Source organism: Kitasatospora sp. NPDC088351, from assembly GCF_040685575.1.
Taxonomy (GTDB): domain Bacteria; phylum Actinomycetota; class Actinomycetes; order Streptomycetales; family Streptomycetaceae; genus Kitasatospora.
In genome coordinates this window covers 47,163-73,224 of record NZ_JBFBIL010000042.1, presented here as the reverse complement: position 1 = coordinate 73,224, position 26,062 = coordinate 47,163, and the positions used below count along the sequence as shown (strand labels likewise).

Below are 26,062 nucleotides of genomic sequence, written 5' to 3'. Positions count from 1 at the left end.
TGGCGTTGACTTTTGGCACGCTGTTGAGTTCTCAAGGAACGGACACTTCCTTCAGGCCGCCTTCCAGCGGGCCCTCCGGGCGCTTCGTTCTTTCGTGTTTCAAGCTTATCAGATGTTTTCCGCTCCGTTTTCCGGAGTTTCGTTTATCTGATTGGCTTTCGCCTTTCGGCGCTCCCGAACTCTATCAGAGTTTCTCGGGCTGCTTTCCGCTCCCGAATTCCATTCGAAAGCTTCCGGCCGTCCCGTGGGGCAACCCGGAGAACGTTACGCACCGGGCCGCCCCACGTCAAACCGGGCAGTGGAGGGGTCAGACCTCGACCACGACCGGCAGGATCATCGGCCGGCGGCGGTAGTTGTCCGCCACCCACTTGCCGATGGTCCGGCGGACCAGCTGCTGGACCTGGCGGACCTCCAGGACGCCGTCGCCGGCCGAACGCTCCAGGGCCTCCTGGAGCTTGGCGACGACCGGGCCGAACGCGTTGTCGTCGATACCGGAGCCGCGGGCCTGGATGGTCGGGCCGCTCACCATCTTGCCGTTGGCGGAGTCGACCACCACGAAGACGGAGATGAAGCCCTCCTCGCCGAGGATCCTGCGGTCCTTGAGCGAGGCCTCGGTGATGTCACCGACCGAGGAACCGTCCACGTAGACGTAGCCGGCCTGCACCTTGCCGACGATCCGGGCGACGCCGCCCTCCAGGTCGACGCAGACACCGTCCTCGGCGATGACCGTGCGGTTGCGCGGCACACCGGTCGCCATGCCGAGGTCGGCCGCGGCCCGCAGGTGGCGCCATTCGCCGTGGACCGGCATCAGGTTCCGCGGCTTGCAGATGTTGAAGAAGTACAGCAGCTCGCCGGCCGAGGCGTGGCCCGAGACGTGCACCTTGGCGTTGCCCTTGTGCACGACCTTGGCGCCCCAGCGGGTCAGGCCGTTGATCACCCGGTACACGGCGTTCTCGTTGCCCGGGATCAGCGACGAGGCCAGGACGACGGTGTCGCCCTCGACGATGCGGATCTGGTGGTCGCGGTTGGCCATCCGGGACAGCGCGGCCATCGGCTCGCCCTGCGAGCCGGTGCAGACCAGCACGACCTCCTTGTCCGGCAGGTCGTCCAGGGTCTTCACGTCGACGATCAGGTTGCCCGGCACCTTCAGGTAACCGAGCTCCCGCGCGATGCCCATGTTGCGGACCATCGAGCGGCCGACGAAGGCCACCTTGCGCTTGTACTCGTGCGCGGCGTCCAGCACCTGCTGGATGCGGTGCACGTGGCTGGCGAAGGAGGCGACGATGATGCGCTTGTCCGCGTTCGCGAAAACGTTTCGCAGCGCGACCGAGATGTCGCGCTCGTGCGGGATGAAGCCGGGGACCTCGGCGTTGGTGGAGTCCACCAGCAGCAGGTCCATGCCCTCCTCGGCCAGCTTGGCGAAGGTCGGCAGGTCGGTGAGGCGGCCGTCGAGCGGCAGTTGGTCCATCTTGAAGTCACCGGTGGCGACGACCATGCCGGCCGGCGTCCGCACGGCGACGGCCAGCGCGTCCGGGATGGAGTGGTTGACCGCGATGAACTCGCAGTCGAACGGGCCGATGCGCTCGCGCTGGCCCTCCTTCACCTCCAGCACGTACGGCCGGATGCGGTGCTCGGTGAGCTTGGCCTCGATCAGGGCGAGGGTCAGCTTCGAACCGATCAGCGGGATGTCCGGGTTCTCCCGGAGCAGGAACGGGACGGCACCGATGTGGTCCTCGTGCCCGTGGGTCAGGACGATGCCGTCGATCTTGTCGAGACGGTCCCGGATGTAGCTGAAGTCCGGCAGGATCAGGTCGACGCCGGGCTGCTCGTCCTCGGGGAAGAGGACACCGCAGTCGACGATGAGAATGCGGTCCCCGTATTCGAAGACCGTCATGTTGCGGCCGATCTCGCCGAGGCCGCCGAGCGGAGTGATGCGGAGGGCGCCCTCCTTGAGTGCGGGGGGCGCGCCGAGTTCGGGGTGCGGGTGGCTCAAAAGACTCTCCTCACGACGCACGCCATATGCCCGGGGTCCTCCCCCTGGAGACATATGGCGTGTGTACTCAGTGTCGGTTTCCTACTGGGTCGGTGCTCTCACGCCTTCGTCCGGTTCAGCGGCAGACCCCGAGAGGTCCGGCGAGCCGGGGCGCGCACGTCTGTGTCTGTTACAGGTGTACCCCGCCGGCGGCGAGATCCTTCTTCAATCGCACGATCTCCTCGGCGGTCGCCCCCACCAGCGGCAGCCGCAGCGGCCCGGCCGGCAGGCCCTGGAGCTCCAGGGCGGCCTTGGTGAGGATGACACCCTGCGTGCGGAACATACCGCTGAAGACCGGGAGCAGGCCCTGGTGGATCGCCGTGGCCTTGGCCACATCGCCGCCCAGGAAGGCCTCGATCATGCTGCGCAGCTCGCCGGCGACGACATGCCCGACCACGCTGACCACACCGACGGCTCCGACGGACAGCAGCGGCAGGTTGAGGACGTCGTCCCCGGAGTACCAGGCAAGGTCGGAACGGGCGATGGCCCAGGCAGCGGCGCCGAGGTCGCCCTTGGCGTCCTTGTTGGCGACGATCCGCGGGTGCTCACCGAGCCGGACCAGCGTCTCGTGGCCGAGCGCGACGCCGCTGCGGCCGGGGATGTCGTAGAGCATGACCGGCAGGCCGGTGGCGTCGGCGATGTGCGTGGTGTGCCGGTACAGACCCTCCTGCGGGGGCTTGCTGTAGTACGGCGTGACGACCAGCAGGCCGTGCGCTCCGGCGGCCTCGGCCTGGCGGGCCAGCTCCGCGCTGTGGTGGGTGTCGTTGGTGCCGACACCGGCCACCACGTGGGCCCGGTCCCCCACGGCCTCCACCACGGCGCGGACGAGCTGGGCCTTCTCGGCGTCGCTGGTGGTCGGGGACTCACCGGTGGTGCCGTTGACGACGAGTCCGTCGTTGCCGGAGTCGACGAGGTGCGCGGCGAGGCGCTGGGCGCCGTCGAGGTCGAGACCGCCGTCGGCGGTGAACGGAGTCACCATCGCGGTCAGGACCCGGCCGAAAGGCGTCTGGGGGGTGGAGGTCGGAGCCATGCGTCCAAAGCTACTCGTAGGCGGTGGGGCGGTACCCATGCCGGTCCAGGGTTCGGACAGGTGTAGCACTCAGGGCGGCGGGAGAATGGGATCCCGGTGCTGCATGCTCGGGGGTTCAAGCAGCACCGGAATCCGTGTCACGAGCGTAGGGAGCGGCTAGAAAAGCCGCAATCCAGACATTCTGGACAAGCCGTCCATATGCCTGTCGTCCCAGCTCAGGGGGCGACTCGGCCGTGCTTCTCAAAGGCCGCATGGGTGAGCGGCATGAGCCGTGCCCACTGCTCCTCCATCCGCTCGGCGACCATCTCGATCTCGCGCTGCGGGAAGGACGGCACGCTGGCGTTCTCCTTCTTCGTCCGCAGCGACAGGAAGTGCATCAGCGAGCGGGCGTTGCAGGTCGCGTACATCGACGAGAACAGACCGACCGGCAGCACCGCCCGGGCCACCTCGCGGGCGACGCCGGCCGCCAGCATCTCCTGGTAGCGGCTGTACGCCTCGCGGTACGCCGCCTCCATCGCCCCGGTGACGGTCCGGTGCTGCTCCGGGGTGCCCTCGACGAACTCGTAGCGGCCCGGCCGGCCCTGCTGGACCAGCCTGCGTTCCTCGCCCGGCACGTAGAAGACCGGCTGCAGCTCGCGGTAGCGGCCGGACTCCTCGTTGTACGACCAGCCACTGCGGTGGCGGTGGAACTCCCGGAAGACGAAGATCGGCGCGCTGATGAAGAAGGTCATCGAGTTGTGCTCGAACGGCGTGCCGTGCCGGTCCCGCATCAGGTAGTTGATCAGACCCGTGGACTTCTCCGGGTCCTGCTGCAGCGCCTCCAGGGACTGCTCCCCCGCCGTCGAGACCCGCGCCGCCCAGATGACGTCCGAGTCGGCGGCGGCGCTGCGGACCAGTTCCACCGTGACGTCGCTGCGGAACTGCGGGGCGGTGCCCACTTCGTCGCTCACGCGAGAATCCTCCAGAGTTCGGGTACGTGCCGGCCGACAGCCTAGCCCGCGGGGGTCGGCGCACCGGCCGCGCCGTGAAGCCGGATGGCGTGCGCCATCGTCTTGCGGGCGCGCGGGGTGTCGCCGGCGTCGGCGTACGCCACGGCGAGGCGGAACCAGACCCGCCAGTCGCCGGGCGCCGCCTCCGCCTCCGCCTGGCGGCGGGTGAACACCTCGTCGGCCGAGGCCCGGTCGATCCGTCCCCCGGCCGTGCGCCGCAGCTCGTCCACCGGCAGGCCGCCCTCGGCCTCCAGCTCCCGGGCGAGCCGCTCACTGGCCCGGCCGAAGCGGACGGTCTGCCGCAGGAACCAGACGCCGATCAGCGGGATGACGAAGGCGCAGAGCCCGATGCCGATGCCGAGCGGCTTGCCGGTGGCGATCAGCTGCAGACCCTCGCCGACGCAGATCAGGGCGACCAGCAGCAGCACGGCGGCGAGCACGAAGAAGCCGGTACGCGAGGTCATGCGGCGCTCCAAGCGGTGATCACGGTCACAGGTCCAGGAAGTGTTCCAGGCCGAGGGTGAGCCCCGGCGTCTCCACCACCTTGCGCACCCCGAGCAGGATGCCCGGCATGAAGCTGCTGTGGTGCAGCGAGTCGTGCCGGATGGTGAGGGTCTCGCCGGTGTCGCCGAACATCACCTGCTGGTGGGCGAGCAGCCCGCGCAGCCGGACGGCGTGCACCGGCACCCCGTCCACGTCGGCGCCGCGGGCGCCCGGCAGGCTGTGGGTGGTCGGGTCCTGCTGGCGCGGCCGGCCCGCCTCGGCCCGGGCGGCCGCGATCAGCTGGGCGGTGCGGGTGGCGGTGCCGCTGGGCGCGTCGGCCTTGCGGTCGTGGTGCAGCTCGACCACCTCGACCGACTCGAAGTACTTGGCGGCCGTCTGGGCGAACTTCATGCCGAGCACCGCACCGATGGAGAAGTTCGGTGCGATCAGCAGGCCCAGCTCCGGTGCCTCGTCCAGCCAGCCGCGGACGGTGGCCAGCCGCTCGTCCGTCCAGCCGGTGGTGCCGGTGACCACGTGGATGCCGTGGTGCAGGCAGTAGTCGAGATTGCCCATCACCGAGTCGGGGTGGGTCAGCTCGACCACGGCCTGCGCACCGGCGTCGGTGAGCTCGGAGAGCTTCGACTCCCGGCCGAGGGTGGCGACCAGTTCCATGTCCGGGGCGGCCTCGACGGCCTTGACGGCCTCCGAGCCGATCCGGCCCCTGGCACCGATCACGGCGACACGCAGCGTCATGACGAACTTCCCTTCAGACCAGTGGGACCAGCAAGAGCAACACGACCGGCGGCGCCGGTCAGACCAGCAGGTCGGCGAGCCGGGCGGCCCGCTTGTCGCTGACCGGGCCGATCAGCGCCAGCGACGGCCGGTACGCGCCCAGCACATCACGGGCCACCGCTTGGACGTCGTCCAGGGTCACGGCCGCGATCTTCGCCAGTATGTCGTCCACCGACAGATGGTGGCCGTAGCTCAGCTCGGCCTTGCCGATCCGGTTCATCAGCGAGCCGGTGTCCTCCATGCCGAGCACGGTGGAACCGGAGATCTGCCCGATCGCCCGCTGCAGCTCCTCCTCGGTGATGCCCTCGGCGACCACCTTGGCGAGCTCCTCGCGGCAGATCCGCAGCACCTCCTCGACCCGCTTGGGCTGGCAGCCCGCGTAGATGCCGAACAGGCCGCTGTCCGCGTACGACGAGGAGTACGAGTACACCGAGTACGCCAGGCCGCGCTTCTCCCGGACCTCCTGGAACAGCCGCGAGCTCATCCCGCCGCCGAGGGCCGCGTTGAGCACGCCCATCGCCCAGCGGCGCTCGTCGTGCCGGGGCACCCCGGGCACGCCCAGCACCAGATGGGCCTGCTCGGTGCTGCGGTTGAGCACCTCGATCCGGCCGGCCGTCCGCAGCGCCTTGACCCCGCGCCGGGCCTCGGCGGGCGCGGCCGTGGAGCGGGCCAGCATCGGCGCGAAGGCCCGCTCGACCTGCCGGACCACCTTGCGGTGGTCCAGGTTGCCGGCCGCGGAGACCACCAGCTGCTCGGGCCGGTAGCGGCGCTGGAAGAAGCCGGCGATCTGGTCGCGGGTCAGCCCCCGGACGGTCTCCTGGGTGCCGAGGATCGGGCGGCCCAGCGGGCCGTCGCCGAAGATCACCTTGGCGAAGAGGTCGTGCACCACGTCGCCCGGGTCGTCCTCGGCCATCGCCATCTCCTCGAGGATGACGCCGCGCTCGGCCTCCACGTCCTCCGGGCGGATCAGCGAACCGGTGAGCATGTCGCAGACCACGTCGATGGCCAGCGGCAGGTCGGTGTCCAGGACCCGGGCGTAGTAGCAGGTGTTCTCCTTCGCGGTGAAGGCGTTCATCTCGCCGCCGACCGCGTCCAGGGCCGCCGAGATGTCCAGCGCGCTGCGCCGCTCGGTGCCCTTGAAGAGCAGGTGCTCCAGGTAGTGGGTGGCGCCGTTGAGCTGCGGGGTCTCGTCCCGCGAACCGACGCCGACCCAGATGCCGAAGGTCGCGGAGCGCACCGTCGGCAGGGTTTCGGTGACGACCCGCAGGCCGCCGGGGAGGACGGTGCGGCGCACCGTGCCGGCGCCGTCCACGCCCTTGAGCAGGGTCCGGGTGGTGCCGGGGCGCTGCTTCGCCGCCGAGGCCTGAGCCACGGGGTGTACCTCCGTAGAAAGCATGTGCAACAACAGGGTGCGGCCCGCACGCCGACGTGGCGTGCGGGCCGCGGGGTCAACTAGCGGCGCTTCACTCGGAAGCGGCCTCGCCGTCCTCTTCGCCCTCGACCACCGGGATCAGGGAGAGCTTGCCGCGCGGGTCGATCTCGGCGATCTCGACCTGGACCTTGGCGCCGACGCCGAGCACGTCCTCGACGTTCTCCACGCGCTTGCCACCGGCGAGCTTGCGGATCTGCGAGATGTGCAGCAGGCCGTCCTTGCCCGGCATGAGCGAGACGAACGCGCCGAACGTCGTGGTCTTGACCACGGTGCCCAGGTAGCGCTCGCCGACCTCCGGCATGGTCGGGTTGGCGATCTGGTTGATCGTCGTACGGGCAGCCTCCGCCGAGGGACCGTCGACCGCACCGATGTAGATGGTGCCGTCGTCCTCGATGGTGATGTCCGCGCCGGTGTCCTCCTGGATCTGGTTGATCATCTTGCCCTTGGGGCCGATGACCTCACCGATCTTGTCCACCGGGATCTTGATGGTGATGATGCGCGGCGCGTTCGGCGACATCTCGTCGGGCGCGTCGATGGCCTCGTTCATCACGTCGAGGATGTGCAGACGCGCGTCCTTGGCCTGCTTCAGCGCGGCGGCCAGCACCGACGCCGGGATGCCGTTGAGCTTGGTGTCCAGCTGCAGGGCGGTGATGAAGTTGCGGGTACCGGCGACCTTGAAGTCCATGTCGCCGTACGCGTCCTCGGCGCCCAGGATGTCGGTCAGCGCGACGTAGTGGGTCTCACCGTCGATCTCCTGCGAGATCAGGCCCATGGCGATACCGGCGACGGCGGCCTTCAGCGGCACACCGGCGTTCAGCAGCGACATGGTCGAGGCGCAGACCGAGCCCATCGAGGTGGAGCCGTTGGAGCTCAGCGCCTCGGAGACCTGGCGGATCGCGTAGGGGAACTCCTCGCGGGTCGGCAGCACGGGCAGGATCGCCCGCTCCGCCAGCGCGCCGTGGCCGATCTCGCGGCGCTTGGGCGAGCCCACGCGGCCGGTCTCGCCGACCGAGTACGGCGGGAAGTTGTAGTTGTGCATGTAGCGGCGGCGCGTCTCCGGGGAGAGCGTGTCCAGCTGCTGCTCCATGCGCAGCATGTTCAGCGTGGTGACACCCAGGATCTGGGTCTCGCCGCGCTCGAACAGGGCCGAGCCGTGAACGCGCGGGATGGCCTCGACCTCGGCGGCCAGGGTGCGGATGTCGGTGACACCGCGGCCGTCGATGCGGATCTTGTCCTTGATGACGCGCTCGCGGACGATCTTCTTGGTCAGCGCGTTGTAGGCGGCGCTGATCTCCTTCTCGCGGCCCTCGAACTCCGGCAGCAGCTTCTCGGCGGCCAGCGCCTTGACGCGGTCCAGCTCGTTGTTGCGCTCCTGCTTGCCCGGGATGGTGAGGGCCTGGGCCAGCTCGTCCTTCACGGCGGAGGTCAGCGCGGCGAGCACGTCGTCCTGGTAGTCCAGGAAGACCGGGAACTCGCCGGTCGGCTTGGCGGCCTGGGCGGCCAGCTGGGCCTGCGCGGCGCAGAGCACCTTGATGAACGGCTTGGCGGCGTCCAGACCGGCGGCGACGACGTCCTCGGTGGGCGCCTCGGCGCCGCCCTCGACCAGCTTGATGGTCTTGTCGGTGGCCTCGGCCTCGACCATCATGATCGCGACATCGCCGTCCGGCAGGACGCGACCGGCGACGACCATGTCGAAGACGGCCGACTCCAGCTCGCTGTGGGTCGGGAAGGCCACCCACTGGCCCTTGATCAGCGCGACGCGGACGCCACCGATCGGGCCGGAGAACGGCAGGCCCGCCAGCTGGGTGGAGGCGGAGGCGGCGTTGATGGCCACCACGTCGTACAGGTGGTCCGGGTTGAGCGCCATGATCGTGCAGACGACCTGGACCTCGTTGCGCAGGCCCTTGACGAAGGACGGGCGCAGCGGGCGGTCGATCAGGCGGCAGGTGAGGATGGCGTCCTCGGAGGGCCGGCCCTCACGACGGAAGAACGAGCCGGGGATCCGGCCCGCGGCGTACATCCGCTCCTCGACGTCCACGGTCAGCGGGAAGAAGTCGAAGTGCTCCTTCGGCTGCTTCGACGCGCTGGTGGCCGACAGCACCATGGTGTCGTCGTCGAGGTAGGCCACGGCCGAGCCGGCGGCCTGACGGGCCAGGCGGCCGGTCTCGAAGCGGATGGTACGGGTGCCGAAGGAACCGTTGTCGATCACGGCCTCGGCATAGAACACGTTCTCTTCCACCTGGAAGATCTCCTCTTTCGTACGTCTCCGGGAGAGCGTCCCCGCGCATGGCCCGCTGGTGGCCCTGGACAGTCCGGGCCGGTCTTCGATCGAAGCCTCCGGTGGGCCCCGCTCGGTCTGCGGGGCTTCCGGCGGCCACTACCGAGGACCGGCGCCTCTCGGCTGCCAGGCCTGGACGGGCGGTCCGCGTCTGGACGCTCTCTCGGATGCGGGCGGCTTCCGTTTGAAGCCTTCGGCCCGCGGGGGGTCGGGTCTCTGCTCGGGTGGCGCTCGTCGGCGCCATCACCCGGCATGCCCACAACCCTACGGTGCAATCCTCGGCCACCTGGGGAGGTCGGCGCGAGTTGTTATCTCCGACCACGGGCCGTGGCCCGCGGCATACGCGCGAAGGGCGGCTCCCCGGTGTGGGGAGCCGCCCCGAGCGGCGGTCTTAGCGGGCGCCACCGGCGGCACCGCGGCGGATGCCCAGGCGGTCGACGAGCGTACGGAAGCGCTCGATGTCCTTCTTGGCCAGGTACTGCAGCAGGCGGCGACGCTGGCCGACCAGGATCAGCAGGCCGCGGCGCGAGTGGTGGTCGTGCTTGTGGGTCTTGAGGTGCTCGGTCAGGTCCGAGATACGGCGGGAGAGCATGGCCACCTGAACCTCGGGGGAGCCGGTGTCGCCCTCCTTCTGGCCGAACTCGGCGATGATCTGCTTCTTGACGTCAGAGGCGAGAGCCACTGCAACTCCTTAACAGGTGATACCGAGCGGTCCTGGTCTACGGCACAGGACTCTTGAAGAACTCGGTGTCGTAACGCGGGCGCCGCCTGCTGCCACCGGCCTGGGGCCGGGTACAAGGCTGCGCTCGGAGGCCAAGCGTACCAGTGCCGTTCGCCCGGCCGGTCAGCCGGTCGCTCCGCGCACCAGGTGGTAGATGTCGAGGACGGCCAGGGCGAGCGGTACCAGGGCCATCAGGGTGAGGCTGTCGACCAGGTCCAGGATGCGTCCCCAGAAGGGTGAGACGCCGAGCCGGGGCACCACCAGGGCGATGGCGGTGAGCAGGGCGGCGCCGGCCGCGATCGAGGCGGCCAGCCAGATGGTGCGCAGGTCGACGTCGGTGGAGCCGGCGGCCTTCAGGATGAACAGCGGGGTGTGCAGCGACAGCCCGATGATCAGCAGCGACAGGCCGAGCAGGCCCGCGATGGTGAGGCTGAAGACCTGCGCGGTGTAGCGGAACAGGCGGGCGCGCAGCATGGTGGCGAGGCCGATGGCCAGCGCCAGCAGCTGGGGGAAGAGCTCGTCGGTGAAGCCGAGCACCGCGCAGGCGCCGACGATCACCGCGGCGCAGCCGCCGACCAGGCCGACCAGCACCTCGTGGCCGCGGCGGGCCTGGTGGGCGATCCGCTCGTACTGGACGGCCTCCGCGCGGCCGGCCTCCTCGTCGTAGTCGCGGCTGCGGGTGCGGGTCTGGCCGGGGGCGCTGAAGCCGACGGGCAGCCGGGCGAAGCGGGCGGAGAGACCGGGCAGGAAGCCGATCACGGCGACGGCGGCCACGCCGGTGACGGCGGCGACGTGGCCGGCCGGGGTGCCGGGCAGCAGGACGGCGGCGAAGGTCGCCAGGGCACCGGCGGCGGCCAGGAAGGCGGCGGCGACGAACAGCGCGTCCTTCTCCGGCAGCAGTCCGGCCAGCAGGACGGCGACCACCAGGACGGCGACGCAGCCGGTGAGGAACTGGAGCCGGCCGGGGCCGTCCCACGGGTGGGCGACGGCGATGACGCCGCTGCCGCCGATCATGGCGTGCGGCAGGGCGCCGAGGCCGAGCGCGAGGGCGGCGTAGGCGTCCTGGTAGACCCGGGCGCGGACGCCGGCGAGCGCGGTGAGCACCACGGCGGTGACGCCGGAGAGGACGCCGGGCAGGCCGTGCATGTCGTGGCGCAGGTCGGAGAACCAGAGCGCGAAGCCGAGCAGGGCGAGCAGCACACCGGCGCCGATCAGGCCGAAGGCCCGCATCAGCTCGGGGCTCCAGAAGCGGCGGTCGGCCTCGACGGCGGTGGCGATGGCGTCGGCGACGTCGTCGTAGACGGCCGGCGGCAGCGACTCCGCGAAGGGGCGCAGGCTGAGCAGGTCGCCGTCGCGGACCTGCTGGGCGGCGAGCGGCAGGCCGCTGTCCAGCACGGTGCCGTCGCGGCGGACCAGGTGGAAGCCGGTCGGGACGCCGTCGGGCTGGGTCTGGCCGGAGAGGCGCAGCACCTCGGGGTAGATGTCCGCGAGCGGGACGTCCTCGGGCAGGGCGACGTCGATCCGGCTGTTCGGGGCGACGACGGTGACCCGGCAGAATCCGGTCGTGGCGGAAGTGCTCATGGGCACCCCTCGATCGCTCGACGCACTGGGCGCTCCCCCTTGTTGACGGTGCCGCGGCTTCGGGCGGCGGTCGGTCTGGCTGCTGCGCGGGCGCCGGCCGGTGGAACTGGCTCGTTCCGGCCGCGAGTTGGCGCGGCGTTACCCTACCCGCTCCGTTCGTGCGCGGTACCGCTCAGGGCCGGTGGGGTAGGGCCGGTACGGGCCCCGGGGGTGACCAGTAGGATCGGCCCCTGCGCACGGCGACGGGGACAGGGGCCGCGCTCCTCCCCGGATGCCTGCGGTCGGCGAAGCGGGGGCGGCGTCACACGGGGCGCCCTCACCCGTACGTATTTCCAGTTGCGTGAGGGCTGATGCCGAAGTGAACGAGCGAACCGTTCTGGGCCGTGCGGTGGGGTGCGTATGAGCGTGATCACGGTCAAGCGGCCCGCCCGGGCCTATCCGCCCGCGGTGCCGGACGAGCCGGTGGAGCTGGTCAGCCCGCCCGAACTGCCCAGGGCGGGCGGCGAGGACTGGGTGATGAGCATTCTGCCGATGCTCGGTATGGGCGGTTCGGCGGTGTTCTTCTTCTCGCCCGGCGCGCAGGCCCCTATGAAGATCATGGGCGGTCTGATGATCGTCTCGACGGTCGGCATGGCGCTGGCGCAGATCGTCCGGGCGCGCAAGGGCGGTTCGACGGCCACCGCCGACGAGCGGCGCGACTACCTCAAGTACCTGCAGCAGATGCGCCGCCAGGTCCGCCGCACCGCCGAACGGCAGCGCGGCGCGCAGCTGTTCCTGAACCCGGAGCCGGACCAGCTCTGGTCGATCGTCGCGGACGGCCGCCGGCTGTGGGAGCGCCGCACCGGGGACGCCGACTTCGCGCAGATCAGGGTCGGCCGGGGGCCGGTGCAGCTGTCCACGCCGCTGGTGGCGCCGCAGACCGCGCCGATGGACGAGCTGGAGCCGCTCTCCGCGGCCGCGATGCACACCTTCCTGAAGGCCCACGGGACCTTGCAGGACCTGCCGTTGGCGGTCTCGCTGCGCGCCTTCTACCACATCACGGTCTGCGGCGACCCGGACACCGTGTACGGCAACGTCCGGGCGATGATCGCCCAGATGACGACCCTGCACTCGCCGGACGACCTGCTGGTGACGGTGGCCGCGGCGCCGGGCGCGGTGGAGGAGTGGGAGTGGACCAAGTGGCTCCCGCACAACCAGCACCGCAAGGAGGGCGACGGGGCCGGCTCGCGGCGGCTGATCGCCACCGGCCTCGGTGAGCTGGAGGACCTGCTCCAGGACGAACTGGCCGGCCGTCAGCGCTTCGTGCGCGACGCCGCGCCGGCGCCGGACCAGCCGCACGTCATCGTCGTGATGGACGGCGCCTCGGTACCGCCCGACTCGCTGCTGGCCGGCCCGGAGGGCGTGCACGGGGTCACCATCATCGAGGTGGTCCCGGGCGATCTGGACGAGCCGACCGGCCATCTGATCGTCACCGTCACGCCGGAGGAGCTGGTGCTGCGCTCGGTCTCGGGTGCGACGTACGCCGGCCGGCCGGACACCCTCTCGACCTGGCAGTCCGAGGCCCTGGCCCGGCAGTTGGCGCCGTACCGGATCTCGGCCGGGGGCGACGACGAGCCGCTGCTGTCCAACCTGGACTTCACGGATCTGATGAACTCTGGCGACCCGGGCTCGTTCGACGTGACCCGCAGCTGGCGGCCGCGCGCGCAGCACGAGCGGCTGCGGGTACCGATCGGGGTCGGCGCCGGCGGCGAGCACGTCTACCTGGACATCAAGGAGGCCGCGCTGGAGGGCATGGGCCCGCACGGCCTGTGCGTCGGCGCGACCGGCTCCGGCAAGTCGGAGCTGCTGCGGACGCTGGTGCTGGGCCTGGCGATGTCGCACTCCTCCGAGGTGCTGAACTTCGTCCTCGCGGACTTCAAGGGCGGTGCGACCTTCGCCGGCATGGCGGACATGCCGCACACCTCGGCCGTGATCACCAACCTGGAGGGCGAACTCACCCTGGTCGACCGCATGCGCGACGCGATCGAGGGCGAGATGAACCGCCGCCAGGAGCTGCTGCGTTCGGCGGGCAACTACGCCAACCTGAACGAGTACGAGCGGGCCCGCGCGGCGGGCGCGGCGCTGGCCCCGCTGCCGTCCCTGGTCCTGATCATCGACGAGTTCTCCGAACTGCTCACCGCCAAGCCGGACTTCATCGACATGTTCATCCAGATCGGCCGGATCGGCCGGTCGCTGGGTGTGCACCTGCTGCTCGCCTCACAGCGGCTGGAGGAGGGCAAGCTGCGCGGCCTCGACACCTATCTCTCGTACCGGATCGGCCTGCGCACCTTCTCGGCGGCGGAGTCCCGGGCGGCGATCGGGGTGCCGGACGCGTACCACCTGCCGCCGGTGCCGGGGGTGGGCTACCTCAAGTTCGGCACCGATGTGATGGACCGCTTCAAGGCCGCGTACGTCTCCGGGCCGTACCGCGCCCCGGGGCAGCAGCGCTCCACCGGCGGCCGGCTGGTGACGGCGCAGCCGGTGCGGTTCACCGCGGCCGAGGTGCCGGTGGCGGAGCCGCTGGTGCGGGAGGTGGAGCCGGAGACCGAGGAGCAGGACGACGCGCTGGTCGACACCGTGCTGGACGTGTTCGTGCAGCGGATGGCGGGCCAGGGGCCGGCCGCCCACCAGGTGTGGCTGCCGCCGCTGGACGAGGCGCCGAGCGTGGACGAGCTGCTGCCGCCGTTGCAGGCGACCACCGAGCGCGGTCTGACCTCGCCCGGGTTCGGGGCGCTGGGCCGGCTGAACGTGCCGATCGGCATCGTCGACAAGCCGCGCGACCAGCGGCGCGAGGTGCTGCACCAGGACTACGCGGGGGCGGCCGGCCACGGTCTGATCGTGGGTGGTCCGCGTTCGGGCAAGTCGACCGTGGTGCGGACCACGGTGGCCGCGTTCGCGCTCACCCACACCCCGCTGGAGGCGCAGTTCTACCTGCTGGACTTCGGCGGCGGCGGCTTCCAGACGCTGCAGGACCTGCCGCACGTCGGCGGGGTGGCCGGGCGGCTGGACGGCGAGAAGGTCCGCCGGATGATCAGCGAGGTGCACGGGGTGCTCAACCGGCGCGAGGAGCTGTTCCGCGCGACCGGGATCGACGGCATCGCGACCTACCGCGCCCGCCGGGCCGGCGGGCAGCTGCCGGACGAGCGGTTCGGCGACGTCTTCCTGGTGATCGACGGCTGGAACACCTTCAAGCAGGAGTTCGAGATGCTGGAGCCGGTGATCGGGGACATCGCCCAGCGCGGTCTCGGGTACGGCGTCCACCTGATCGTCACGGCGGCCCGCTACGCCGAGGTCCGCCCGGCCCTGAAGGACCTGCTGCAGAACCGGACCGAGCTGAAGCTCGGTGACGCGATGGAGTCCGAGGTGGACCGCCGGGTGGCGCAGAACGTGCCGGCCGTCCCGGGGCGCGGGGTGACCGCGGGCAAGCTGCACTTCCTGTCCGGTCTGCCGCGGCTGGACGGCTCGCACACCGTGGACGACCTCCAGGAGGGGGTGGCCGGCCTGGTCGCCGCGGTCAACGCGGCCTGGACCGGCCCGCGCGCGCCGCAGGTCCGGATGCTGCCGACGGTGCTGGACGGCTTCTCGCTGCCGAAGGGCTTCGAGCACCCGGAGCGCGGGATCGCGTTCGGCGTGGACGAGGTGGAGCTGGCGCCGGCGTTCGTCAACTTCGAGACCGATCCGCTGTTCATCGTCTTCGGCGACACCGAGTCCGGTAAGTCCGCGCTGCTGCGGATGCTGGTCAAGCAGATCACCGAGCGGTACACCCCGGAGCAGGCCGGCATCGTGGTCGGCGACTACCGGCGGGCGCTGCTCGGCGCGGTGCCACCGGAGTACCTGGTGGAGTACGCGGCGGCGCAGCCGGCCATGACCGGCATCGTGGAGATGCTGCGCGGGGCCTGCGCACGCCGTCTGCCGGGCCCGGACGTGACCGCCGAGCAGCTGCGCAACCGCAGCTGGTACAGCGGCAAGGACATGTTCGTGATCGTGGACGACTACGAGCTGGTGGCGACCGGCTCGGGCAACCCGCTGGCGCCGCTGGCCGAGTTCCTGCCGTTCGCCCGCGACATCGGCCTGCGGGTGGTCATCGCGCGCAGCGCGGGCGGCGCCGGACGCTCGCTGTACGAGCCGGTGATGCAGCGGATGCGGGAGCTGGGCGGCCAGGGCGTGATCCTGTCCGGCAACAAGGACGAGGGCGCGCTGCTCGGCACGGTCAAGCCGCAGCCGCTGCCGCCGGGCCGGGGGGTGTACGTGTCGCGCCGGATCAGCAGCGGGCAGATGGTGCAGACGGGCTGGCTGCCGTCGGCGTAGGACGGGCCGCCGTCCGCCGCGCCGCCTCGCGCGGCGGTCACGGAGGGTGATTGAAGGGGTCGGGTTCGGAGGAGCCCGGCCCCTTCGGCGTCCCAGCTACTGAAACGTTACCTAGATCTTTACGGCGTGTCGCTGCGGTTCCCGTTGTGGCCTGGGAGGACGGCGGACACGGGAGGGGCGCCTGGGCAGTCGCTGCCACACCCCACCCCAGCCTTTGAATGGGCGCTTGCAACACTCCGTTCACCTTGGATTCAGGCACGGTGCGGCGAAAGTAACAAGTCGGACATGCATGACAATGACCGTGAGTGATCATCAGATCGCATGTTTATGCCGCCTGCCGCAACGGATTCCGAAGCAATTCCGCCATTGACGCAATCAATACGGCCAAGGTTCCATGGCGGCCAGGGAGCGTTCAGAACCAGGACCCAGAGCAGCCAGCCGGCGGAGGCGATACCGCTCCCTCTCCAGGACCGCACAGAGCCGATCGGAAGCCACATGACCGACACGCTTCGCCCACCACTCGCCGTAGCCCCCGCTGCGGCGACCGAGGGCGCAACCGCCTCCCCCCAGAAGCTCAAGCGCTCGATCGGCGTCGTGGGCGGCACCCTGCTCACGCTGTCCTGTGTCACCCCGGCCTCCACGCTCTTCGTGATCGTCCCGGAGCTGTTCTCCAGCATCGGCAGCGCCACCGCCCTGGCCATCGCGATCGGCTCGGTGCTCTGTATCGCCGTCGCCTTCTGCTACTCCGAGCTCGGCACCCTGATCCCCAGCGCCGGCGGCGAGTACGCGATGGTCGGCACCCTGGCCGGGCGACTGGCCGGCTGGCTGGTCTTCGTGCTCTCGCTGATCGTGGTGATGATCGTCCCCTCGGTGATCGCCCTGGGCACGGCCGACTACCTCGCCCCGGTGCTGCACGTCGACAAGGCGATCGCGGGCGCCGCGGTGATGCTGGCCGCCACCCTGGCCGGTCTGCTGGACCTGCGGGCCAACGCCTGGATCACCGGCATCTTCCTGGTCCTGGAGGTCATCGCCGCCGGTGTCGTCTCGGTGCTCGGCTTCGCCCACGCCAACGGCGACGCGCCCAGCCTGCTGCACGGCGTGGTCGCCGGCGAGGGCGGCGCCACCACCACGGTGAGCATCGGCGCCATCATCGGCGCACTCGGCATCGCGCTCTTCATCACCCAGGGCTTCTCCACCGCGGTCTACCTCTCCGAGGAGCTGGAGAACCCGCGCCGCAACGTCTCCCGCACGGTGCTGTGGACGCTCGGCATCTCCGCCGCCGTCCTCCTGATCCCGGTCGCCGCCATCACCATGGGCGCCCCCGACCTGGCCACCCTCAGCTCCGGTGACATCTCCGGCATGGTCACGGCCTGGAGCAACTCCGCCGTCGGCACCTTCATCAGCCTCTGCGTGGCGCTGGCCATCATCAACGCCGGCATCGTCATGGTGATCCAGAACTCCCGGGTGCTGTTCGCCTCCGCCCGTGACAAGGCCTGGCCCGAGCCGGTCAACAAGGCCTTCGGCACCCTGGGCCGGTTCGGCTCCCCGTGGGTCGCCACCCTCGCCGTCGGCCTCCCCGGCGCCGCCCTCTGCTTCGTCCCGGGCGAGCTGCTCAGCAACATCACCGGCGTCGCCGTCACCGGGATGTACCTGCTGGTCGCGATCGCCGCGCTGCTCTCCCGCCGCGCCCACCACAAGCACGCCGCCGCCTGGCGGATGCCGCTGTGGCCGGCCGTCCCGGTGGTGCTGATCGCGCTGCTGGTCTACATCATCACCCAGCTGGACACCGAACCCCTGCTGTGGACCGGCGGCATCACCGCCGCCGCCACCCTCTACTGGCTGTTCTACCTGCGCCCCCGGCAGGACAGCCACTGGGTGATCAGCCTCCCCGAGGACGAGCAGCAGGCCTGAGACCCCACCCCTCCCCCACACGGCAGTGCCCCGGGCTCCCCCTGGCCCGGGGCACTGCCGTCTCCTACGGCGTGGTCACTTCCTGAGCTTCCACTGCGCACTGGTGGCGATCGCCCTGAGCTGGTCGAGGGTCAGTACGCCCGCGGTCCGACCGCCCTTGGCGGGGCCGGAACCGAGGGTGACCATGACCCGCAGGCCGCCCGGGTGGAGGGTGTCCACCATCGGCTGGGCCGAGCCCGCCTTGGCGGAACCAGGTCCGTACTCGACCACCTTCGTCCCGTCGGGCAGCGTGGTCGCGTCCTTGAACAGCTCCCCCAGCTGCGTGTCGCCGGCCTGCTTCGACCAGTTCTCGACCTTCAGGATCACCGGGCCGGTCGTGGTCCCGCTGCTCACCTGGAAGGTGGCGTAGATCTGGCTGCCGTCGCGGGCGGTCACGCGCGCCCCGGCGGGCAGCAGCCCGGCGAAGACGGCCTCGCGGTCCTCCAGCGAGAGGCCCGTGTCCAGCGGCTCGGTGTCGACCCCGTCGTACTGGACCGCCGCGACGATCCGGTCCCAGGACTTGTCAGTGGCCACGGACTTCAGCTGGTCGAGGCCGAGCGGCGGATTGCGGCGGCTGTCCGGCGCCCCCTTCTCCTGCGGCGAGTTCCACTCGCTCACCAGGATCTCCCGGCCGTCCGGCCCGGCCAGCTGCGCCAGCCACTGCTTGGTGTCGGCCCGGTGATCGGGGTACTCGTAGCCCTGGCTGAGCAGCAGCCGGGAACCGTCCGGCAGGACGGTGACGGCGCAGGAGTCGAGCCGGGCGGTCTTGAGGTCGGCCGGGCAGGTGCGCGGCTGCGACTGGCCCTTGCGGTGCTTCTGAATCGCGACCGAGATCAAGGACTTGCCCTGACCGTCGTCGAGAACCAGGTCCGCGGCCGCGAAGGTGCCGTTGCCCGGTCCGCTGCTGTCGTCGGTACCCCGCCCGGAACCGTTGGACACCGTCCCCTTCGGCAGCAGCGCCTTGAAGGTGGCCAGCACCTCGTCCCCGGTGATCACCGGCGGTTCGGCGGTCGCGGAGCCGGACGGCGTCGGGGAGGCGGAGCCCGTACCGCCTCCGGCCCCGGTGCCGCTGCCGGCCGCCGGCTCGGCGGCCGCGGTGAGCACCGTGCCGGCCGGGGAGTTCCCGGCGGAGCCGGAGAGGTACACCGCGCCGGTGGCCACCACGGCCAGGGCGGCCGTACCGCTCACCACCGCGGCGGCCGAGCGGCGGCGCCAGCGGCGGCGGCCACGGTCCAGGCCGCCGGAGACCAGCGGGGCCTGCTCGGTGCGGAAGCCTTCACCGGTACGGGTGAGGGCGTAGACGACGTCGTCTTCGAATCTGTCCTGCTCGGACATGGGTGATCACCGCTTCTTTCGGTCACGGGGTCGGTCGGTGGCGGAGCTCGGGCACTCAGCGGGCTCAGCGGGATCTGCGGACTCAACGGGCCCGGTCGGCTCAGCGGGCGGCCAGCTCCGCGAACGAGTCGCCGAGCAGGCCGCGCAGCCGGGACAGCGCGCGGGAGGTACGGGTGCGCACCGCGCCGGAGGAGCACCGCAGCACCTCGGCGGTCTCCTCGACGCTGCGGTCCTCCCAGTAGCGCAGCACCAGCACCGCCCGGTCCTTGGCCGGCAGCCGGGCGAGCGCGCCGAGCAGCGTCAGCCGCAGCGTGCTGTCCGCCTCGCGCACCTCCGGTTCGGGGAGGTCACCGGTGGGGCGCTCGGTGCTGGAGCGGCGGCGCTGCTGGGCGAGAAAGGTGCGCACCATCACGGTGTGGGCGTACGCCCCGGGATTGACGATCCGGTCCCGTCCGCCGGTCCACGCGCTGCGGCGCCAGAGGACGTACATCCGGCCGAGGGCCTCCTGGACGAGGTCCTCCGCGTGGTGGGTGTCTCCGCTGGTCAGCAGGCAGGCCGAGCGGTACAGATGACCGGTCCGGCCCGACACGAGTTCCAGGAACTCCGCGTCCTTGGCCTGCCGTGTGGCGCCGATCCGCCGCATCCGTCCTGTCCCCCCGCCGACTGTCACTGACATCTTTTGGATGCGGTGAGCGGGGCCGGATGTTACAGACGGATCCGGATGGGTTTTCGAACGGCTCCCGGGTCAGTCCCCGGGGCTCCGACGGCGGTCCCTGAGCACCACGCCACCGCCGATGAGCAGCGCGACGAGCAGGCCTCCGACGGCCAGTACATAGGTCGCGGTGCGGCCGTCGCGGTCGGCCTGGGTCTCGCCGAGGCCGACCGGCCGCGGCACGATCGGGGCGGCGGCCAGCTCGACGGGGGTGTCCTCGGAAGCCTTCTCCGGTGCCACCTCGGGCGCCTTGGTGACGGCCTTCAGCGGGTCCACCACGCCCCAGCCGATGAAGCGGTTCGGGCCGTGCTCGGTGCGCTGCGCGGTCTGCTCGATCCAGGCGCGGACCTGCCGGGCCTTCCACTTCGGGTGGGCGCCGATCAGCAGCGCGGCGAGCCCGGACACGTACGGGGCGGCGAAGCTGGTGCCGTTGTCGACGCACTGGCCGCCCTTGGGGACGGTCGAGAGCATGTCGACACCGGGCGCGGCGACCTTCACGAACTCGCCGTACTGCGAGAAGCCCGCGCGCTCGTTGTTGCGGTCGGAGGCGCCGACGGCGAGCACGGTCGGGAAGGCCCCGGGATAGGTGTCGCCCTCCTTGCCGTCGTTGCCGGTCGAGGCGACGACCACGGCCTCCTTCGCCTCGGCGGCGTCGATGGCGGCCTTCAGCTCCGGATAGCCGGCGAAGGCCGTGCCGCCGGCGCCGCGCACGTCCTGCGAGATGTTGATGACCCTGGCACCGGCCTGCAGCGCCTTGTAGATCGCCTCGACGAGGGTGGAGACGTCGCCGCTGCCCTCGCTGTCGTTCTGACGGATCGACAGGATGGTCGCGCCGGGGGCCAGCCCGACGAAGCCGGTCCGGTCGCTGCGGGCGGCGGCGACGATGCCGGCCACCTTGGTGCCGTGGCCGACCGGGTCCTCCCTGCCGGTGCCGAGGACGGTGCCCTTCTCCTTGTCCTTCAGCAGCGAACCCCCGTCGACGACCTTGCCGGCCAGCTGCGGGTTCTGGTCGTCCACCCCGGTGTCGATCACCGCGACGGTGACGCCCGCGCCCGTGGTCTGCCCGCCCTGCCAGACCTCGTCGAGCACCACGCGCTGCAGCGCCCACGGCACGACCTGCACATTGGGCGCGGGGTTGGGGCAGTCGCCGGCGGCGGCCAGACCGGGCTGGGGTGCGTCGGCGGACGCCGGGGCGGCCAGCGGACCGCCCAGCACCGTGAGCGCGGCCAGCGTCACGGCCGCCTTCCGGTATCTGACTCCGGACACCCTGCCACCCCTCATGTCGTCCACCCGTGATCGCGTGCCAGGGGCGCGTGCCCGGATGCCGGGCACCCGCCCCTCGCGGCGGAGTCGCTCACCGCCCCGGCCGGGGCGGGACCCTCGTCAGCCCCAGAGGCCGGCGTTGCTCCGCTCGGTGGCGTTGTAGCTGTCCGCGGCCTTGTCCAGCGAGCCGGCGATCTGGGTCAGGACCTGCTGCAGGTGCGTGGCGCGCTGGTCCCACTTCGCCTGGTGGGCCTGGTAGCCCTGCTGGGCCGCGCCCTCCCAGCTGGAGGCGATCTTGTTGACGCCGCTCTTCAGCTCCTCCAGCTGGCTCTCGATCCGCTTCGCGGTGGCGCGCACGTCGGCGCCGGCCTGCTTGACGGTTTCGAAGTTAACGAGGATGTGCGAGTCGGACACGATGTCTCCTTGTCGAGGATCCGGAGCACCCCGTCATCGACCGGGGCGCTCCGACGGATGGCCGGTCAGAGCGAGGAATCAGACCTTGCCGGCACTGAACTGGGCCTGCTGGTCCGCGTCGGTGGCCGAGTACTGCTTGGTCGTCAGCTCGATCGCGCTCTTGATCGCCCGCAGTGACTTGTTGAGCTCGACCGCGTCCTCGTTGAACTGCGCCTGGAGGCCCTTGTAGGCGGTGGCCGCCTGGCCCTGCCACCCACCGGTGATGTTGGTCACCAGCTGGTCCAACGCGCGGATCTCGCCCTCGATCTGGCCGATGACCTGATCCATGTGCTTGGCGAACGCCAGCATCTCCTGAGCGGTCGTCTTGAACTGACCCATGCTCTACCGTCCCCCATGAGACAGACATTGTGTCCGGGGGGCCTTCCCGGCCCGCCCGTCGCATCACCCGTGTGATGCCCAGCAGCACTGTAGTCGGCACACGCAGCTCACCCAACCCCGGCCGGACGGCGGTTACCGGACCATGACACCGGACCGGGTCCGCCAATTCCCCTGCCGGGCAGGGCGGGTCAGGCGTTCTGCTGCTGCGCCGCGCTCCTGGCGTTGAGCGCCGGTCCGGCCGGCACCAGGTTCGACCACTCCCGGGGGACCGGCACGGGCTGCACGCCCTGGTAGCCGAGCCGGGCCTGGTTGCCGCCGGCCTCCTCCTGCGGCTGCGGCTGCTGCGGTGCCGCGGCCGGCGTACTGGGCGCCGTCGACGGCGCCTTGGGCGTGCCGCTCTGGCCGGGCTGCGCGGCCGTCCCGGCCTTGCCGCCGTCGCCGTTGGCGGGGACCGAGTAGCGCAGGCCGGTCTCGGTGATCAGGAAGTCGCTGCCGGAGCCGCCGGTCCCGTTGTCCAGCGCGCGGTAGAACAGGCCGTGACCGGGCGTCACATGGGCCGACCCGGCGCCGTTGCTGTACTGCGCCGGGTAATCCTGCCCCGCCCAGACGCTGCGCCGGGGCGTCTTGCCGTCCTCGGCGACCCCGTCGAAGGTGCTGCAGACGACCTTGCGCGCCCCGGCGGGCGCCTGCCAGTTGTTGGCCGGCGCGCCCGTCCTGAGCGGCCAGTCCTCGCCCGGGTTCTTCAGCCTGGTGCCGTTGCCGTACGTCGCGTGGTCGGCCGGGGTGAGCTCGTCGATCCGCGGCTGCTTGTCCTGGTCGAACTTGTAGAGGCCCTGGTACGCCGGGTTCTGACGGATCAACTGCGCCTCGAACGGCGTGACCAGGAACAACTGGGTCTTTCCGACGACGTAGTTGCGGTCGCCGTAACGCACCAGCCGACCGACCTTGCGGTCCGCCTGGTTCTCCAGCGCCACCGAGGAGTTGGGCGCCTGCGGCTCCGCGGCCACCCCCTCGACCTGCGGGAACTGGATCGCGCTGCCGGTCGCCAGGGTGTCCAGCCACTCCCGCTTCACCCGCTGCGGCTCCGCGTTGGGTCCGAAGATCGCCGTTATCAGCGACCTCTTCTCCTTGTCCTCCGTCTGGGTGCCACCGATGGCGTGCTTACGGCCCTGCGCGTCCACCAGGTAGATGTTCAGGGTGCTCTGCTTGAGCGGCGGCTCACCCGGGCCCGGCTGCGCGGCCACCTGCTGCTCGTCCTTCTGCTGCACCAGCAGCGCCTGGTCGGTGTCCAGGATCCGGTCCTTGGCCTCCAGCGCCGCGGCCTCGGCACCGGCCGCCACGAACACCGCCTGGTTGACGGTCTCCTGCTTGTCGTCCGAGCCGGGGCGGTCGCAGACCGACCACTTCATCGGCCTGCTCGCGTTGTCCTTGGTGGGCAACTTGTCCGGCGCGTACGGGATGCCGATCGTCGGACCGTGGTTGGGGTACTTGTCGAGGACCTCGTCGGCGACCACCACCACCTTGGCGTCCACCGGCAGCACCAGCCGCGCCGAGGACATGTTGAGCACCTGGTGGAGCCGCTTGGTCCGGCCGTCCGGATCGGTCAGCACCACGTACCGGGTGGTCGAACTCTTGCCCTGGACGACGTTCTTGCCGTCATCCCAGTTCACCGGCGCACTCGGCTTGAAGACCCCCCAGACCCCGAACCCGCCGACCACCAGGGCCGCCACGACGACGCTCGGCAGGATCGCCTTGACCGGACGCGGCGCGTCCTCGTCACTTCCGCCGCCCCCGGGCAGCAGGAAGGCCCCGACCGTGCGCTTGCGCGCGAAGGTGTAGGCGTTCAGCTCGTCGCGGCGCGATGCCATGCTCGTCGTCTCCCCTGTCTGACCGACATACCCCGTGGTCCGCACCCGCCGGGCGAGAGCACCCTCGAACCCTCTACGATGCGGCAGCAGACGGTGAGTACGGTACGGGTACGGTTCGCGAACCGGCCAGCCGGGCCGCGACAACTGATCAGAGAGGGCCACTCGGGGGATGCCAAGCCAGACCGCTCCAGGAGGCCGCAGCACGGCACCGGGCAGGGGGGCGCGCCGCCCCGGCCGCCGGGCGCAGCGCGAGCCGGGCCCGGCCACCGCGCCCGCCGACGGCCCCGGCGCCCCCGTCCCGGTACGGGTCCACCCCAGGCCCGGGCTGCTCGGCGGGCGGCTGAGGCTCCAGCAACTCGTGCTGGTCGAGGTCGCGGTGGCGCTCGTGGCGGTCGGATGGACGATCAGCAGGCCGGTCGCCGGCGCCTTCGGCGCGGTCGCGCTGGCGCTGGTCGTGCTCGCCGTCGTCCCGCTGCGCGGCCGCACCATCCCCGAGGCGCTGCGGGTGCGCGCCGCCCTGAAGGCCCGTCGGAAGCAGGCCCGCACCAGCACGCTCCCGGCCGGCACCGACCCGGCCCTCGCCCCGGCGCTGGAGCTGGAACCCGCGCTGCGCACCTGCACCCACGCCACCGAGACCGACCTCGGCGGCCGCCCGGTGCGCCGCGAGACCGGCATGGTCGGCGACGGCACCTTCCTCAGCTCGGTGCTGCTCGTCCAGGCCAAGGACCAGCCGCTGCGCCCGGTGCGGACCGCGCTGCCGCTGCCGCTGGACGTGATCTGCTCGGCCCTGCGGGTGGACGACATCACGCTGGAGTCGGTCCAACTGGTCCAGCACACCCAGCCGGCGCCCGCGCCGCACCTGCCCGAACAGTCGCTGGCCACCCGCGCCTACCAGGAGCTCCCGGCCGGCACCACCACCCCCGGACTGCGGCTGACCTGGGTGGCGCTCAAGCTCGACCCCGAGCGGGCCGCCACCGCCGTCCGGGCCCGGGGCGGTGGCGAGGAGGGCGCCCGCAAGGCCCTCCAGCGGGTCACCGACCAGCTGGCCGGCCGGCTCAACAGCGCCGGTTTCCACGCGACCGTGCTGGACGAACGCGAGCTGATCGCCGCACTCTCCATCTCCACCTGCGCCAACCCGCTCGCCGTGGCCGGACGACAGGGCACGGCGAGCGGCGGCGGCAGCGGCCGCCGGACCCAGGAGGGCAACCGGTTCTGGCGGATCGACGACCGCTGGCACAGCACCTACTGGATCTCCCGGTGGCCGCAGCTCAGCCGGCCGGGCGGCGCCCCCGGGCGGATCGCCGCCCCCGACCTGGTCAACCTGGTCACCGGCACCCCCGCGCTGGCCAGCACCTTCAGCCTGACCGCCGGGCACGGCACCGGCGGCTCGGTGACGATCAGCGGGCACGTCCGGCTGACCGGGCGCAGCGAGAGCGAGGTGGTCCAGGTCGGGCGGCTGGTGGAGGCGCGCGCGCAGGGCGTCGGCCTCGGCCTGTCCCGGCTCGACCTGGAGCAGGCCCCCGGCCTGCTCGCCACCCTGCCCCTGGGAGGGACCTCCTGATGGCGTACCAGACCTATCCCGTCCCCGGTCCGCAGCCCGGCGCCGAACAGCACCCGGTCCGGCCCCGCGTCCTGCCCGGCTTCGGGCTGCGCGGCCCGCGCCGGGAGAAGCACGTCCTGACCGCCGGGGACCTCGGTGCGCTCTCCTTCCCGGTCGGTGACGACGGGGTGGTGATCGGCGAGGACCCGCAGGGGCAGCCCGCCGTCCTCGGCCTGTTCCGGCCCACCGCGTACGACCTGGTCCTGGTCGGCGGGGTCTGGACGGCGCAGGTCATCGCGTTGCGGGCGGCCGCCACCGGCGCCCGGGTCGCCGTCGAGACCGGCCGCGCGCAGCTGTGGGGCCCGATGGCGCAGGCCGCCGGCGGCGGGCAGCCGTGTGTGACGGTCCACCAGGTCGGCCGCCTCGGCCCGCAGGGCGCCTCGGTGGCCTCCCCGGTGCTGGTGGTGCGCGACCTCGGCGCCCGGCCGCCGCGCAGCCGGCTCTCCGCCGCGCCCTGGCAGACCACCCTGACCCTGCTGCCGTACCTGGGGCCCAACGCGGGCCGGGTGCTCAACTCCGCCGACCTGGTCGGGGTGCAGCGGGTCTCCCCGCAGGAGGCCGAGCTGATCGGCCGGGTGCTCTCGCTCGACCCGCAGGACGTCACCGCGCTGCCCGGCCTCGGCGAGGACCTGACGCTCTGGGCGACCCGGATGCGCCGTCAGTATGTGCGGACCGTCCCCGGGCCGGCCGAGCAGCAGGTCCTGGGCGCTCCGCGGCGGATGGACTGAGGCCGCGCGCCGGGGTCGCGGGCCCGGACCGGATGAGACTCCGCCTTCATCGGAAGGTGGCTCACGGCCTAGTCTTTGATGCGGCAACGGCACCGCGAAAGAGCGGTGGCGAACACGAGGGAGCCCTAG

At 71.5% G+C, this 26,062-nt stretch carries 19 protein-coding genes; 4 read left to right on the top strand and 15 right to left on the bottom strand.

The window, feature by feature from the left end; translation table 11 throughout:
- Positions 1–307 precede the first annotated feature (307 nt).
- From AB0P06_RS25815 to eccD, 9 genes are all read right to left on the bottom strand, one after another.
- The gene (locus tag AB0P06_RS25815; RefSeq protein WP_363611234.1) at positions 308–1,993 is read right to left on the bottom strand and encodes a ribonuclease J; all 1,686 of its coding nucleotides are present in this window, start codon (positions 1,991–1,993) and stop codon (positions 308–310) included.
- A gap of 169 nt (positions 1,994–2,162) precedes the next feature.
- Positions 2,163–3,062, bottom strand: coding sequence for a 4-hydroxy-tetrahydrodipicolinate synthase (gene dapA, locus AB0P06_RS25810; protein ID WP_363611232.1), 900 nt, complete (start codon positions 3,060–3,062; stop codon positions 2,163–2,165).
- Positions 3,063–3,277: 215 nt separating this feature from the next.
- Entirely contained in the window at positions 3,278–4,012 is a 735-nt protein-coding gene (gene thyX, locus AB0P06_RS25805) for an FAD-dependent thymidylate synthase (RefSeq protein ID WP_363611230.1), read from the bottom strand.
- Between the two features lie 41 nt (positions 4,013–4,053).
- Entirely contained in the window at positions 4,054–4,515 is a 462-nt protein-coding gene (locus tag AB0P06_RS25800) for a hypothetical protein (protein WP_363611228.1), read from the bottom strand.
- Between the two features lie 25 nt (positions 4,516–4,540).
- Positions 4,541–5,287 (bottom strand): 4-hydroxy-tetrahydrodipicolinate reductase, encoded by a 747-nt coding sequence (gene dapB, locus AB0P06_RS25795; protein WP_363611226.1) that lies wholly within the window; start codon positions 5,285–5,287, stop codon positions 4,541–4,543.
- A gap of 58 nt (positions 5,288–5,345) precedes the next feature.
- On the bottom strand, positions 5,346–6,698 hold the full coding sequence (locus AB0P06_RS25790) for a pitrilysin family protein (protein WP_363611224.1): 1,353 nt from the start codon (positions 6,696–6,698) through the stop codon (positions 5,346–5,348).
- A gap of 91 nt (positions 6,699–6,789) precedes the next feature.
- Positions 6,790–8,997 (bottom strand): polyribonucleotide nucleotidyltransferase, encoded by a 2,208-nt coding sequence (locus AB0P06_RS25785; protein WP_363611222.1) that lies wholly within the window; start codon positions 8,995–8,997, stop codon positions 6,790–6,792.
- A gap of 430 nt (positions 8,998–9,427) precedes the next feature.
- The gene (gene rpsO / locus AB0P06_RS25780) at positions 9,428–9,718 is read right to left on the bottom strand and encodes a 30S ribosomal protein S15 (protein WP_196952393.1); all 291 of its coding nucleotides are present in this window, start codon (positions 9,716–9,718) and stop codon (positions 9,428–9,430) included.
- 162 nt (positions 9,719–9,880) lie between these two features.
- A complete protein-coding gene (gene eccD / locus AB0P06_RS25775) occupies positions 9,881–11,338 on the bottom strand; it encodes a type VII secretion integral membrane protein EccD (RefSeq protein WP_363611219.1) in 1,458 nt (485 codons plus the stop codon).
- Positions 11,339–11,737: 399 nt separating this feature from the next.
- Here eccD and eccCa point away from each other — a divergent pair, with 399 nt between their 5' ends.
- Together eccCa and AB0P06_RS25765 are read left to right on the top strand one after the other, a co-directional pair.
- Positions 11,738–15,685: a type VII secretion protein EccCa gene (eccCa, locus tag AB0P06_RS25770; protein WP_363611217.1), complete on the top strand. Its 3,948-nt coding sequence runs from the start codon at positions 11,738–11,740 to the stop codon at positions 15,683–15,685.
- Positions 15,686–16,180: 495 nt separating this feature from the next.
- Positions 16,181–17,596 (top strand): APC family permease, encoded by a 1,416-nt coding sequence (locus AB0P06_RS25765; protein WP_363611215.1) that lies wholly within the window; start codon positions 16,181–16,183, stop codon positions 17,594–17,596.
- 75 nt (positions 17,597–17,671) lie between these two features.
- Here the strand turns inward: AB0P06_RS25765 and AB0P06_RS25760 are convergent, their stop codons facing one another.
- The 6 genes from AB0P06_RS25760 to AB0P06_RS25735 all read right to left on the bottom strand — a co-directional run bounded on the left by AB0P06_RS25760 (position 17,672) and on the right by AB0P06_RS25735 (position 23,605).
- A complete protein-coding gene (locus AB0P06_RS25760; protein ID WP_363611213.1) occupies positions 17,672–18,970 on the bottom strand; it encodes a hypothetical protein in 1,299 nt (432 codons plus the stop codon).
- 100 nt (positions 18,971–19,070) lie between these two features.
- Positions 19,071–19,646, bottom strand: a complete 576-nt coding sequence (locus tag AB0P06_RS25755) for a SigE family RNA polymerase sigma factor (protein ID WP_363611211.1) — start codon at positions 19,644–19,646, stop codon at positions 19,071–19,073.
- A 69-nt stretch (positions 19,647–19,715) separates the two neighbouring features.
- Entirely contained in the window at positions 19,716–20,948 is a 1,233-nt protein-coding gene (gene mycP, locus AB0P06_RS25750) for a type VII secretion-associated serine protease mycosin (RefSeq protein WP_363611209.1), read from the bottom strand.
- 117 nt (positions 20,949–21,065) lie between these two features.
- Complete coding sequence (locus AB0P06_RS25745; protein ID WP_363611207.1) at positions 21,066–21,359, bottom strand: WXG100 family type VII secretion target; 294 nt, start codon at positions 21,357–21,359, stop codon at positions 21,066–21,068.
- Positions 21,360–21,437: 78 nt separating this feature from the next.
- Positions 21,438–21,737 carry a WXG100 family type VII secretion target gene (locus tag AB0P06_RS25740; RefSeq protein ID WP_363611204.1) on the bottom strand — a complete coding sequence of 100 codons (300 nt, stop codon included), beginning with the start codon at positions 21,735–21,737 and terminating at the stop codon, positions 21,438–21,440.
- Between the two features lie 188 nt (positions 21,738–21,925).
- Positions 21,926–23,605 carry a type VII secretion protein EccB gene (locus AB0P06_RS25735; RefSeq protein WP_363611202.1) on the bottom strand — a complete coding sequence of 560 codons (1,680 nt, stop codon included), beginning with the start codon at positions 23,603–23,605 and terminating at the stop codon, positions 21,926–21,928.
- A gap of 169 nt (positions 23,606–23,774) precedes the next feature.
- On the opposite strand from AB0P06_RS25735, the gene eccE reads away from it, so the two are divergent.
- Positions 23,775–25,166 (top strand): type VII secretion protein EccE, encoded by a 1,392-nt coding sequence (gene eccE / locus AB0P06_RS25730; protein ID WP_363611200.1) that lies wholly within the window; start codon positions 23,775–23,777, stop codon positions 25,164–25,166.
- Positions 25,166–25,933, top strand: a complete 768-nt coding sequence (locus tag AB0P06_RS25725; protein ID WP_363611198.1) for a hypothetical protein — start codon at positions 25,166–25,168, stop codon at positions 25,931–25,933. The genes eccE and AB0P06_RS25725 overlap by 1 nt, the downstream gene beginning before the upstream one ends.
- Positions 25,934–26,062 lie beyond the last annotated feature (129 nt).

Coding starts and splice junctions, on each gene's coding strand:
- dapB (WP_363611226.1), bottom strand. CDS start 5,287: ATGACGCTGCGTGTCGCCGTGATCGGTGCCAGGGGCCGGATCGGCTCG.
- AB0P06_RS25800 (WP_363611228.1), bottom strand. CDS start 4,515: ATGACCTCGCGTACCGGCTTCTTCGTGCTCGCCGCCGTGCTGCTGCTG.
- eccCa (WP_363611217.1), top strand. CDS start 11,738: ATGAGCGTGATCACGGTCAAGCGGCCCGCCCGGGCCTATCCGCCCGCG.
- AB0P06_RS25735 (WP_363611202.1), bottom strand. CDS start 23,605: ATGGCATCGCGCCGCGACGAGCTGAACGCCTACACCTTCGCGCGCAAG.
- AB0P06_RS25755 (WP_363611211.1), bottom strand. CDS start 19,646: ATGTCAGTGACAGTCGGCGGGGGGACAGGACGGATGCGGCGGATCGGC.
- AB0P06_RS25765 (WP_363611215.1), top strand. CDS start 16,181: ATGACCGACACGCTTCGCCCACCACTCGCCGTAGCCCCCGCTGCGGCG.
- eccD (WP_363611219.1), bottom strand. CDS start 11,338: ATGAGCACTTCCGCCACGACCGGATTCTGCCGGGTCACCGTCGTCGCC.
- AB0P06_RS25740 (WP_363611204.1), bottom strand. CDS start 21,737: ATGGGTCAGTTCAAGACGACCGCTCAGGAGATGCTGGCGTTCGCCAAG.
- AB0P06_RS25725 (WP_363611198.1), top strand. CDS start 25,166: ATGGCGTACCAGACCTATCCCGTCCCCGGTCCGCAGCCCGGCGCCGAA.
- dapA (WP_363611232.1), bottom strand. CDS start 3,062: ATGGCTCCGACCTCCACCCCCCAGACGCCTTTCGGCCGGGTCCTGACC.
- AB0P06_RS25760 (WP_363611213.1), bottom strand. CDS start 18,970: ATGTCCGAGCAGGACAGATTCGAAGACGACGTCGTCTACGCCCTCACC.
- eccE (WP_363611200.1), top strand. CDS start 23,775: ATGCCAAGCCAGACCGCTCCAGGAGGCCGCAGCACGGCACCGGGCAGG.